The following is a 12600-nucleotide window of genomic DNA, read 5'->3' on the forward strand; positions in this document are numbered from 1 at the left end:
GATGATCAAATTAACAGGCCTCTCCAAGGCATTTCACGGCAACAAGGTGCTCAACAGCATAGATCTGGAGGTCAGGAAGGGGGAGATAGTGGTCATTATCGGCCCCTCCGGTACCGGCAAGTCGACTCTGCTGCGCTGCCTGAATCTGCTTGAGACACCGGATGCAGGCACCCTTGCCATCGATGATCTGCAGCTGGATCTGGCCAATGCCAGCGAGCAGCAGGCCATAGAGCTGCGCAAGCGCGCCTCCTTCGTGTTCCAGAACTACGCCCTGTTCGCCAACAAGACGGCGCTCGACAACATAGCCGAAGGGCTGATCACCGTCTGGAAGCAGCCGAAGGCTGAGGCCCGCGCCACAGCCCTCGGCATCCTCAAGGACATAGGGCTTGCCGACAAGCAGGATGCCTACCCGGCGTCTCTCTCCGGCGGACAGCAGCAACGGGTCGGCATCGGCCGCGCCATGGCGGCTCACTCCAAGGTCATTCTGTTCGATGAGCCCACCTCGGCCCTCGACCCCGAGTGGGTCGACGAGGTACTTGGCCTGATGAAGGAGCTGGCACGCCAGCACCAGACCATGGTGGTGGTGACCCATGAGATTGAATTTGCTCGTGATGTTGCCGATCGGGTGATCTTCATGGAGGGGGGCCGGATCGTGGAACAGGGCCCGCCGAATCAGATATTGGTCGATCCCAAGGATCCCCGCACCCGGGAGTTCTTGCGAAAAGTCCTTAAATAGCTCTCTCTTTGGCGGCCTGGCCGCCTTTTTTATTGGAGGATCCTTGTTTAACCCCGGGTTGCCAGTATAATCCGGAGCCCTTGATCCTCCGGATCCTGTCAGCTTCTCCTGCTTATTGATGAGTCAGGGCAAGATGAGAGGGAACGGCGGATTGACTAAAAGCCGAACTCTGTTTAGAATTCGGCCTCTTTTGCTAGTCGTCACACGCTATAGCTGGCGCGTCGGCTAAGTGTGACAATCAAAACTGTACAGAAATACGGAATCGAATCATGAAACGTACTTTTCAACCGTCCAACCTGAAGCGCAAGCGCTCTCACGGTTTCCGCGCCCGCATGGCAACTGCCAACGGTCGTAAAGTTCTGGCCGCTCGTCGTGCCAAGGGTCGTGCCCGTCTGGTAGTTTAATGCCAACGCCGCACACCTTCTCTCGGGAGTTACGTCTGTTAACTCCCGAACACTTCAAACGCGTTTTCGCCGAGCCTGTCCGGGCCGCTTCTCCGCAAATTACTCTTCTCGCCTGTCCCAATACTCTCGAACATCCCCGTCTTGGCCTCGCTGTGCCCAAAAAAGCACTCAAGCGTGCCGTCTGGCGTAATCGTGTCAAACGAGTGGTCCGGGAAAGCTTCCGTCTCAATCAAGCCAGCCTGCCCGCTATCGACCTAGTCGTGATTGCCAAGGGCGGCGTCAAAGAGATGGATAACGAGGAGCTGTTCAAGTTACTGGAAAAGCTATGGCGCACTCTGTCACGCCGTTGCAATGGGTAGCTGTCAAACTGATACGCCTGTATCAGCTAATCATTAGTCCCCTGCTGGGGCCGCGCTGCCGTTTCACGCCAACTTGTTCCCAATTTGCGATAGAAGCCATCCGACTTCACGGTTTCATAAAAGGCGTTTGGTTAGCCAGCAAACGTCTATTAAAATGCCATCCCTTATCCGAGGGTGGTTATGACCCGGTTCCGCAACCAAAGCGAAGAAACTGAAGACTATGGAATCACAACGCAATCTTATCCTGATCGGTTTGCTGTTCGTGAGCTTTCTGCTCTGGCAACAGTGGGAGTCCGACAAGGCTCCGAAGCCGGCCCCGACTACCGTGGCCCAAACCGAACATTTCGTACCTGAAGCCGGTCAGACCGGTGATATTCCTCAGGTTTCCGAGCAAGCCAACGCAAACGCCGCACGCAAGCTGATCACCGTCTCCTCCGACGTGCTCAAGCTGACCCTGGATACCCAGGGCGGTGACATTGTTTCTGCCGAGCTGCTGGCTCACAAACTGGAAGAGGGCAAGGATCAATCCTTCGTCCTGCTGACCAGTCAGCCTGACCGCCTCTATGTCGCCCAAAGCGGCCTGGTGGGTCGCGATGGTCCTGACAGCCAGGCCCAGGGTCGTCCCACCTATGAAGCCGCCCAGACCAGCTACCAGCTGGCCGATGGTCAGGATCAAGTCGTCGTTCCGATGACCTGGACCGACAGCAAGGGTGTGGTCTTCACCAAAGAGTTCGTGCTCAAGCGCGGTGACTATGCAATTGGCGTCGATTACAAGATCGACAACAAATCTGCCGAGCCGGTCCAGGTGCAGTTCTACGGTCAGCTGAAACAGACCGTGACCACACCCAAGGATCAGGAAGGTCACGCCATGGTAGCAAGTGCTTACCGTGGTGGCGCCTTCTCCAGTGAGGAGAGCCGCTACAAGAAGTACACCTTCGACGAGATGAAGGATGCCGACCTGAACAAAACCACCAAGGGTGGTTGGGTCGCCATGCTGCAACACTACTTCGTCTCTGCCTGGGCACCGAATGCCGACGATACCAACAGCTTCTACAGCCGCGTGATCCCTGGTAAAGACCAGGCCATCATTGGCTACAAGGCGCCGCTGGTAGACGTAGCTGCCGGCCAGCAGGCCGAAGTGACCAGCAAGCTGTGGGTGGGTCCCAAGCTGCAAGACCAGATGGCCAAGGTGGCAAACCACCTCGACCTGACCGTCGACTACGGCTGGCTGTGGTTCATCGCCCAACCGCTGCACTGGTTGCTGACCGTGTTCCAGGGCTTTGTGCATAACTGGGGTGTGGCCATCATAATGCTGACCCTGCTGGTGCGCGGTATCATGTTCCCGCTGACCAAGGCCCAGTACACCTCCATGGCCAAGATGCGCATGCTCCAGCCCAAGCTGGCCGCGCTCAAGGAACGCTTCGGTGACGATCGCCAGAAGATGTCCCAGGGCATGATGGAGCTGTACAAGAAGGAGAAGGTCAACCCGCTGGGTGGCTGTCTGCCTATCCTGGTCCAGATGCCTATCTTCATCGCTCTGTACTGGGCACTGATGGAATCCGTTGAGCTGCGTCACGCACCGTTCGCGCTGTGGATCACCGACCTGTCAGTGAAGGACCCCTTCTTCGTACTGCCAATCCTCATGGGTGCTTCCATGTGGTATCTGCAGAAGATGAGTCCGACCACCATTACCGACCCGATGCAGCAGAAAGTGATGCAGTTCATGCCGATCATCTTCACTTTCATGTTCCTCTGGTTCCCGGCTGGCCTGACCCTGTACTGGTTGGTGAGCAACGTCATCTCCATTACCCAGCAGACCATCATCTATCGTCAGCTGGAGAAGAAAGGGCTGCATACCCGCACCTGATCTTCCCCCTGATGACAAAAGAGGCGGCCTTAGGGCCGCCTTTTTTATTACAATGTCCCCAATTACCGAACATACGAGCCAAGCAAGATGACAACAGATACGATCGTGGCCCAGGCCACCGCGCCCGGCCGTGGCGGCGTTGGCATAGTCCGGGTATCCGGCCCCGCCGCCGAACAGATCGCCGAGATAGTGCTCGGCAAGCTTCCCCGGGTCCGTTATGCCGAATATCTGCCGTTCAAGGATGAGCAAGGCCAACCGCTGGATCAGGGCATAGCTTTGCTGTTCAAGGCCCCCAACAGCTTCACTGGCGAAGATGTGCTGGAGCTGCAAGGCCACGGCGGCCCCGTCATCATGGACATGCTGGTGCGCCGTATCCTGCAGATAAAGGGGCTGCGCCCTGCCCGTCCCGGCGAGTTCAGCGAACGCGCCTTCATGAACGACAAACTGGATCTGGCCCAGGCCGAGGCCATCGCCGATCTGATTGAAGCATCCAGCGAACAGGCCGCCCGCAGCGCAATGCACTCCCTGCAGGGGCAGTTCTCCAGCAAAATCCAGCAACTGGTGGAGAGCCTGATCCGGCTGCGCATCTATGTGGAAGCCGCCATCGACTTCCCGGACGAGGAGATCGACTTTCTCTCCGACGGCAAGGTGGCAGGCGATCTCTACGCCATCATGGCTGAGCTGGACGGCGTGCGCAGTGAAGCCAAACAGGGCGCCCTGCTGCGGGAAGGGATGAAGGTGGTGATCGCCGGTCGTCCCAACGCAGGCAAATCGAGCCTGCTCAACGCCCTGGCCGGACGCGAGTCAGCCATCGTCACCGAGATTGCCGGCACCACCCGCGACGTGCTGCGCGAGCACATCCACCTGGATGGCATGCCGCTGCACATCATAGATACCGCCGGCCTGCGCGATACCCTGGACAAGGTAGAGCAGATCGGCATCGAGCGTGCCTGGGCCGAGATAGAGCAAGCCGACCGTGTGCTCTTTATGGTGGATGGCACAACGACCGATGCGATCGACCCGCGGGAAATCTGGCCGGAATTTGTTGATCGGTTGCCAAAAAACATCGGCCTCACGGTAGTGCGCAACAAGGCTGACCTGACCGGCGAGGATCTCGCTCCAAGCCAGGAACTGGGCCACGCCGTCTACCGCATCTCAGCCAAGACAGAACTGGGGCTGCCCGCCCTGCGCGAGCACCTGAAAGCCTGCATGGGCTTCCAGGGCAACACCGAGGGGGGCTTCATGGCCCGCCGCCGCCACCTGGATGCGCTGGAGCGCGCCGCCGAGCGGTTGCTGGTGGCCAAAGATCAGCTGGAAATCTATGTCGCCGGTGAACTGGTGGCCGAAGAACTGCGTCTGGCGCAGGAGTCTCTGTCCGAGATCACCGGCGAGTTCAGCTCCGACGATCTGCTCGGTCGCATCTTCTCCAGCTTCTGCATCGGCAAGTAATCTAGCGAGAAGCAGCCAGAGTAACGCAAGAAAACAGGGCGAGAGCTGGCTCTCGCCCTGCAACCGTGTCCATCATGGCAAGGCCGTCGACTCTGGTGCTATCAGACAGTCAACGCATGCGCCAAACCACGGCCAGGTTCTCCATCCAGAGCAATGTCATTGATCACCCTGTCCAGGGTTTCCTTCCCGGTGTGATGAGGCATGGTGATGATATGTGATATTTTCCCTGATGTGGCCAGACAGTGTTTTTTCCATATATGGTCAGCAGGCTTTGGGAAAACCACAGTGATCGAATTTGGATTGCGCCAGGCATGAATCCCTTTGGCGTGAAAACGCTCGATGACAGATTGGGCCATATCAAGACAGTGCTGCGTTCGCTGACGCCAGTCTGAAAATGATCGGCTTTTTATTGCCATCCATAGCAGTAGCGGGGTGTAGCCATTGCGCGAGCCACTGATTGTCTGATCACATGCCGAGATATAATCTATTTCAACCGAGACATGCTCGACATGCTTGCGTCTGGCCAGGACAACCCCGCAGGGAATGGGAGAACCGATCATTTTATGACCCGATACACTTATCGAGTCGACGCCATCGGCGAAAGAGAAAGGTTGAGGGTTGTCGATGAAGGGCAAGATCATGCCACTCAATGCCGCATCGGCATGCAAGTAATAGTCCCCCCTGGTGATTCCTATTTTTTTCAAGCGTCTTTGAATGGTGGCAATATTGTCTGTCGCCCCTGTCATCGTCGTCCCTATGTTGGCAAATATAATAGGGTGACGCTCTCCATCCAGTCGAATCCGATTGATCAGGTCATCATAATCTATCTCGCCATTAGGCAGTGAATCGACCATACATGACTTTACTCTCAATAGTCGGATGATCTTTGCAACCGAATAATGTGTATCTTTTGAGTAATATAATGTTGCCTCAGGAAATAACTCGCGGGCCAGATAGCATCCGAACATATTCCCCTCAGTACCACCGTTGGTCACATAACCCCAACTTTGCTCAAAAGGAATGCAGAACAGGGTTGCAAAGAATTGCATCACCTCTCTTTCAAAATCAAAGGAGTTGAGAAGGTAGTTGCTCTGCTGGCTCCAATCACCACAGTTATTGATAGAGAAGTTTAGAAAACGGTTTAAAGCGGAGTAGTCAAAGTCAGCCGCCTCTGGATAACCGATATTGAAATATTGATGCTGCACACAATACCGCCAAAACGACTCTATTTTCCCGGCATCTTCTGATGACAAACCCATTATCATACCCATGGCTAGCGCTATGCAGGCATGCCTGCACATTTGGTGGTGTAGTTTGGCAATCCGCATCTTGATTTATCAAGTTGCCGATGATTAATCGTAAGGGATGGCGGTGAAGCAACCATTAATAAAATCACGCGGACTCTTGCTGTCAAAACTATAATTTACGGTTATCTTGCAATGGCTTGTCGATTGGCAATCAACTCCCGCCAGCTAGCCAATGTTGGTGATTTTATCAGATCTTCAAAACTGACATGGATGTTGCGTTCTTTAAGTTCAGCAGCAAATCGCATTACTCGCAAAGAGTCTAGCCCATATAAAATAAGGCTCTCTTCCAGATCCAGCTCTGTGTCATTGTCTTCAATAAGTTGCTGTACGCGCTCTTGTAGCCATTGATGGCTAATCATCTCTGGATTGGTCATGTGAAACCAGCCTCATATTGTTGATGTCATTGTAAATAACAGCAGACACAAATACCCACATCATAACTATGGGCCTAACGCCTCCACACATTGAGCAGGGATATAAGCCTGCCATCTGTCATGACTATTTTTCGCTCGGGATAATGGAGTTGGAAAATACTTGTCCCGCATTTCAGCGCACACCTTAAACCATTCCGCAGTAGATCCGTTGCAGACTATCTTGCCTCCCCCCCATACAGGTTGACTCAATAAAATAAACTTGAAATGAAAACCATTCTCATCCGTAAATATATAAAGAACCAAATGAATGGCCTTGTCAACATTACGAGCGAGATATGAGAGAACTGACTTCCATGCAGGCGGCTTGCTGGATTGGCCGAGGCAATCACTCAGCACTGGGTGAGGTTTCTGCACATCTTTACGCCGAGTTCGATTGCCATGCCCTCGACCTGCAACGCTTGGGCCGCGCCATTGAACATGTATATCGAGCACACCCCATGCTGCGACTTCGGATAACCCCTGACGGCATGCAGACAGTGGCTGAAATGGCACCATCACAACGCCTTGAGGTTGATGACTTCAAGACGCTGGGTGATGCAGAACGGGGGGAAGCACTAAGGCGCAAGCGCCAGGAGTGGACACATCAACGCCTTGACCTGGCCCGGGGGCAAGCTGCGCGTTTCTCGGTATCACTTCTGGGGGAGGATGCATGCAGGCTGCATATCGATACCGACATGATAGCGGTCGATCCCTCCAGCTTCCGCGTGCTGATGGAAGACCTGGCGCTGTTCTATGAATGCCCGGACTCGCCACGGCAAACCCCTCCAGCCTTCTTCGACTGGTGCGATGCAATCAATCAGGATCCCGTGCAGCAAGCAGCCAGAATGGCTGACAGATCCTGGTGGCGCAGCAGGCTGTCACAGATAGCGCCGGCCCCCTCGCTGCCAGCGCCAGCACATGCTGCTTCATCCCCCGATAGCCACAGCCTCAGTGCATGGCTCTCCCCCAAAGAGCGTCAAACCCTGATCCAGTTGGCCCGACACAGACGAATGACGCCTTCCAGCCTGATGTTGGGGCTGTTTGCCCATCAGCTCGGCATGGCCACGGGCGACAAGAGATTTCGTCTCAATCTGCCCTTCTTCTGGCGCCAGCCCGTGATTGAGGGGACAGAAAAAATCGTCGGGGAGTTCGCCAATCTGACCATCCTTGATGTCGACATGACCTCTGCCAATACTCTCGCAGGGCTCTGCCATCAACTGGCAAGCCAGATGGCGGAACGACTCAGTCATGGCAGCTACTCAGGTGTCAGCCTGATGCGCGATCTCTCCCGCCACCATGGTGCAGCCCAGCTAGCCCCAGTGGTGTTCACGGCAGCGCTGGATCTGGATGGTGGCGAGCTGTTTTCCGAACGGGTTCACAGTGTGTTTGGCTCCATGAACTGGGTCATCTCCCAGGGACCTCAGGTCGCACTGGATGCACAAGTTGTCCGTATTGATGGCGGCATATTGATCAACTGGGACATTCGCCTGGATGCACTGCCGCAAGCCTGGATCACCCGGTTGTTCAACGATTTCGTCACTCAGGTTCGCACAGTGGCCACCAATCCAGCCACCCTTGACCAAGCGCTGACACCACAAAAGCCTCTGATGGAAACACCTCTGACACCATTGCAGCGAGCCTATCTGCTGGGTCGCACCACCCAGTTCCCACTCGGGGGAGTCGCCATGCAGGAGTTTCGGGAATACTGCGGGCGACTGGATCCGGCGACGCTGCGGCAGCGACTGCACGCCATGGTCAAACGCCACGAGAGTTTGCGCACCCTTGTCGATCCCGAGAGAGTAATCCAGTACGTCAGTGACGAGGAGAGGCTCAACCTTGAGGAGATCGACCTGCGCCACCTCTCTGCCAGCACGACGCAAGAACGGCTCAAGCTGCATCGCAACCACTATACCCACGCACTCTTCAGTCTCGAGCATGCCCCCTGGAACTTGACCCTGTTCCATTTGCCGGATGACCAGCATGTTGTTTTCGCTCGCTTCGATGCGCTCATCCTCGACGGGCGCTCGATCGCGGCGCTGATGCTGGAGTTGTTCGAGGATCATCAGCCCGACATGCCCTCCATCACTGCGGCTCAGGACGCCCCCGTGAGCCCTGAGCTGCGCAAGGCTGATGCCCGGTATTGGACGCATAAACTCGCCGGGCTGGACGGGGCCCCCCGGCTGCCATGGAAGCAGCCACTGGATCAGATCCCTACCGCTCGTTACGAGCGACAGAGCCTGATCATCCCCCCTGACCTCTTCACCCAGCTTTGCAAACTGGGCTCCCGACAGCACTTTTTCAAAAACACCACCATCATGGCCCTGATCCTGGATGTGCTGTCCCGCTGGCTCGACGAGGGAGATCTGTGTGTCGCCATTCCGGTCGCCCCCCTGCCCTCAGGCCCGCTTGCCAACCGATCCAGCTTCATCGCCGTCAAGTGGTGTGGGGCCAGGGACACGCTGATCGACAGGGCAAACCAGCTGCAAAACGACGTGATGGAAGGGTTGCAGCATCTGGCCTTCTCCGGGGTGGATATTGCCCGTCAGCTGTTTGAAACCCGGGGCACAGGCCCGGCGCTGCCCATTGTCATCACCAATGGACTCTCCTGGCCAACAGCCACCGCCAGCAGCACAATGACCCTGTGCACCGGACTGACCCAGACCCCGCAGGTGGCGATGGACATTCGCTTTTCGAGCCGCGCGGATGGCGCCCTGATACTGGATATCGACTATGCCCGGGAAGCAATAGAGAGTGACCTGGTGTGCGACATCCTCACGGCGCTGGACAAGGCAAGCCGCCATATCGTCACCTCCGGCCTGTTTGATATTGATGCCAGCGCAATCATTGATACGGGCCACTATCGCCATAACAGTGACGAGACAGGGGCAGACACGGACCCCTTCCTCGAGCGTATGGCTGCGCACCTTTTCGATGCCGGCAATGACAAGATTGCCCTGATACAGGGGGATCGCCGCATCAGCTATCGCACTCTCGGCGACAGCGTCTTGCGGATCATGGGGGCGTTCGAAAGAGCGGGGATCACGGCAGGCAAGGTCGTCGCCATCTGTCTGCCCCGCAGCCCGGAGCACACCATGGCTACCCTGGCCTGCGCCTTGAGCGGCGTGGTCTGGGTACCGATAGACAGTTGCTCCCCCATAGAGAGGCTGCTCTATTTGCTGGAGAACTGCCGACCTGACCTGATCATCTGTGCAGACGGGCTCGAGTCTGACGACCCCACTGTCACTCCGGCGGCGCTGCTGGCGTCTCCCCACGACAATGTCTGCGGCACCCCCTGGGTCGGGCGCTCCCAACACCTGGCGCCGGCCTACTACCTCTACACCTCGGGGACGACCGGCAAGCCCAAATGCGTGGTGCTCAACAACAGGGCCACGGCCAATGTCATCGGCAGCACGCTCAAGGCATGGCAGGTCACCCCTGACGATGTATTCATCTCGGTCACTCCGCTGCACCACGACATGTCGGTCTTCGATGTGTTCGGTTGCCTGAGCGCTGGCGCCACCCTAGTACAACCGGAAACGGGGGCCGAAAAAGATGCGGTGCGCTGGAATCAGCTGGTGGAGCAGCATGGCGTCACCCTCTGGTGCTCTGTACCGGCCATGCTCGAGATGTTGCTCTCCTGCAGTCAGGCAACGGGGCTGACGAGCCTGCGGCTGATCGCGCAAGGGGGGGATTACATCAAACCCGGCATCATAGCCGAACTTCGCAAGCGGCTGCCGTCGGCCCGCCTGGCGTCACTGGGCGGACCGACCGAAACCACCATCTGGAGTATCTGGCACCAGATCGGCGTCAGGGATCAGGACAAGATACCGTACGGTACGCCCTTGCCGGACAACGGCTACTGGTTGCTCAATGAAAGGGGGGAACACTGCCCGACCGGGGTTGCCGGTCGCATCCATACCACAGGGGTGAACCTGGCGCTCGGCTATCTGGAAGATGGCGAGCTGACACAGCAGGACTTTGTCACCCTTGCGTCAGGCTCCGGTGAGGAGACAAGGGCGTTTCGTACCGGCGATCGGGGCCGTTATCGGGCTGACGGCACCCTGATGTTCGACAGCCGCGTGAACGGCTACATCAAGGTGCGTGGCGTGCGCGTCTCATTGCCTGATATCGAAATCGAGCTCATCAAGCACCCGGCCATTGCCCATGTACTGGTGGTGGACTACGGCGCCGAGCAGCAGGGGGAACTCTGTATCGGGGCCCTGTATGTGGGCAAGCATGGGGAAACTGTCTCCATCATCTCGTTACGCGAGCATGCCAAGCAACACCTGCCAGCCTCCCATGTGCCGACGCGCTTTATCCAGGTTGACAGCCTGCCGCTGACACAAAATGGCAAGCTGGATCGGCGCGCAGCACGCAGCAGGTTGACCTCATCAGACAAGGGGGGATCGGCACCACAGGCCACAGTGGGTGCTGGTGCAACGGATGGCGGCGCCGTGCTCGATATCTATCTGGAGGTGCTGGGACAGGTCCGGAATGAAGGGATGAGCAGTCAGCTCGACTTCACCAGCCTGGGGCTGCGTCCCCAACACCTCAAGGTCATCTCGGCACGCCTGGGTGAGCACTTTTCCAAAGCCCTGTCACCGGGACAACTGCTGCGCTGCCGCAATGCAGCGGATGTGGAAGTCCTGCTCAGGTCCCCCGGTTCCTGACCTATCAAGCCTCGGGGAGAGCGCACTCCCCTGGGGTTCATTGTCATTCCCTCGGAGTTTTTTATGGATATCACAAGCGTTGACCTGACCGGTATTGGCATCGGGCCCTTCAATCTCGGGCTGGCAGCCCTGCTCTCCCGTCACAGTGAAGTGACGGGGGTATTTCTCGAGCGCAAACCTGCGTTTCGCTGGCATGAGGGGTTGCTGCTACCGGGCACCACACTGCAAGTGCCCTTCCTGGCCGATCTGGTGACACTGGCCGACCCGACCCACCCCCTGAGTTATCTCAACTACCTGCACCAGCAGGATCGGCTTTACCCCTTCTATTACTACGATAACTTCCTGATACCGAGACGGGAATATGACCACTACTGCCGCTGGGCCGCGCAGCAGCTAACGAGCTGTCACTTTGGCGAAGAGGTCATCGATGTCCGCTATGACGACACCAGGGAGAGGTTTCTCATCGACAGCACATCCTCAACCGGAGCCGTACAGCGCTACAGCAGCCGCGATCTGGTGATCGGCATAGGCACCACCCCCTGGTTGCCCGACTGGGCTCGGGAATGCCAACATCCTCTCGTCATGCATTCAGCCCGGTTCATGCATGCCAGGGAGCAGCTTTCGCAATGCAAGCGGGTGACTGTCGTTGGCTCGGGACAGAGTGCCGCCGAATGCGTATTGGCGCTCTTTAGCGCCTTGACCCCGGAACAGGTCCGGGCCGGAGCCTCCATTCAGTGGATCACCCGGGCGGCCGGTTTTCACCCCATGGAATATTCGAAGCTGGGACAGGAGTGCTTCACCCCCGCCTACATGCACTACTTCCACACTCTGCCCAGAGAGCGGCGCCGGGAAATAGTGGCGGAGCAAGGGTTGCTCTACAAAGGCATCAGCTTCTCGACCATTGGCGAGATTTTTGATCTGCTCTATGAGAGATCCATCGGCGGAGAGACGCCAGGCCTGGTGCTCTACTCACATTGCACCATCGAAGGAGTGGAAGAACTGGATGGCCAGGGCGCCCTGCGCATGAGCTGCCATCACACCCAGCTGGATCAGCACTGCACACTGGAGACCGACGCCATCGTCGCCGCAACCGGTTATGCCCATGCGTGGCCAGCGTGGTTTGAACGGCTCAAAGGCACAGTCCTGGCCGTTGATGAGCAGGGGGATTGCATAGTCCAGCCAGATTTCACGGCCCGTCGTTGCGACAGAGGACAGGGGCGGATCTTTGTTCAGAATGCCGAAATATTTCAGCATGGGGTGGGCTCACCGGATCTGGGCATAGGCCCCAACCGCAATGCACATATCATCAATCAGTTGCTTGGTCGGGAGCAGTATCGCCTGCCCCGAACCTCAACCTTCCAGCACTATGGGCTACCAACCTCCTAGCCCTGTGTT

Annotated in this window: 10 protein-coding genes; 8 read left to right on the forward strand and 2 right to left on the reverse strand. The window is 57.2% G+C overall.

Annotated elements, in window-relative coordinates; genetic code table 11:
• Position 1: 1 nt before the first annotated feature.
• The 6 genes from GWQ27_RS12530 (at position 2) to mnmE (ending at position 4815) form a co-directional block, all read left to right on the forward strand.
• A complete protein-coding gene (locus GWQ27_RS12530) occupies positions 2-736 on the forward strand; it encodes an amino acid ABC transporter ATP-binding protein (RefSeq protein WP_111588806.1) in 735 nt (244 codons plus the stop codon).
• A gap of 269 nt (positions 737-1005) precedes the next feature.
• Complete coding sequence (rpmH, locus tag GWQ27_RS12535) at positions 1006-1140, forward strand: 50S ribosomal protein L34 (protein WP_005307156.1); 135 nt, start codon at positions 1006-1008, stop codon at positions 1138-1140.
• Complete coding sequence (gene rnpA / locus GWQ27_RS12540) at positions 1140-1499, forward strand: ribonuclease P protein component (RefSeq protein WP_275907497.1); 360 nt, start codon at positions 1140-1142, stop codon at positions 1497-1499. The genes rpmH and rnpA overlap by 1 nt, the downstream gene beginning before the upstream one ends.
• Positions 1466-1714: a membrane protein insertion efficiency factor YidD gene (yidD, locus tag GWQ27_RS12545; protein ID WP_010635605.1), complete on the forward strand. Its 249-nt coding sequence runs from the start codon at positions 1466-1468 to the stop codon at positions 1712-1714. The genes rnpA and yidD overlap by 34 nt, the downstream gene beginning before the upstream one ends.
• 5 nt (positions 1715-1719) lie before the next feature.
• Complete coding sequence (gene yidC / locus GWQ27_RS12550) at positions 1720-3366, forward strand: membrane protein insertase YidC (RefSeq protein ID WP_017411499.1); 1647 nt, start codon at positions 1720-1722, stop codon at positions 3364-3366.
• An 87-nt stretch (positions 3367-3453) separates the two neighbouring features.
• Positions 3454-4815 (forward strand): tRNA uridine-5-carboxymethylaminomethyl(34) synthesis GTPase MnmE, encoded by a 1362-nt coding sequence (gene mnmE, locus GWQ27_RS12555; RefSeq protein WP_275907498.1) that lies wholly within the window; start codon positions 3454-3456, stop codon positions 4813-4815.
• A gap of 101 nt (positions 4816-4916) precedes the next feature.
• On the opposite strand, the gene GWQ27_RS12560 is transcribed toward mnmE, so the two are convergent.
• Together GWQ27_RS12560 and GWQ27_RS12565 are read right to left on the reverse strand one after the other, a co-directional pair.
• On the reverse strand, positions 4917-6086 hold the full coding sequence (locus GWQ27_RS12560) for a histidine decarboxylase (RefSeq protein ID WP_275907499.1): 1170 nt from the start codon (positions 6084-6086) through the stop codon (positions 4917-4919).
• A 158-nt stretch (positions 6087-6244) separates the two neighbouring features.
• Positions 6245-6496 (reverse strand): phosphopantetheine-binding protein, encoded by a 252-nt coding sequence (locus GWQ27_RS12565; protein WP_005319564.1) that lies wholly within the window; start codon positions 6494-6496, stop codon positions 6245-6247.
• 335 nt (positions 6497-6831) lie between these two features.
• On the opposite strand from GWQ27_RS12565, the gene GWQ27_RS12570 reads away from it, so the two are divergent.
• Both GWQ27_RS12570 and basC read left to right on the forward strand, forming a co-directional pair.
• A complete protein-coding gene (locus GWQ27_RS12570) occupies positions 6832-11205 on the forward strand; it encodes an amino acid adenylation domain-containing protein (protein WP_275907500.1) in 4374 nt (1457 codons plus the stop codon).
• A gap of 63 nt (positions 11206-11268) precedes the next feature.
• Complete coding sequence (gene basC / locus GWQ27_RS12575) at positions 11269-12591, forward strand: putative histamine N-monooxygenase (RefSeq protein ID WP_275907501.1); 1323 nt, start codon at positions 11269-11271, stop codon at positions 12589-12591.
• Positions 12592-12600 lie beyond the last annotated feature (9 nt).

Source organism: Aeromonas sp. 5HA1, from assembly GCF_029237245.1.
GTDB classification, from domain to species: domain Bacteria; phylum Pseudomonadota; class Gammaproteobacteria; order Enterobacterales; family Aeromonadaceae; genus Aeromonas; species Aeromonas salmonicida.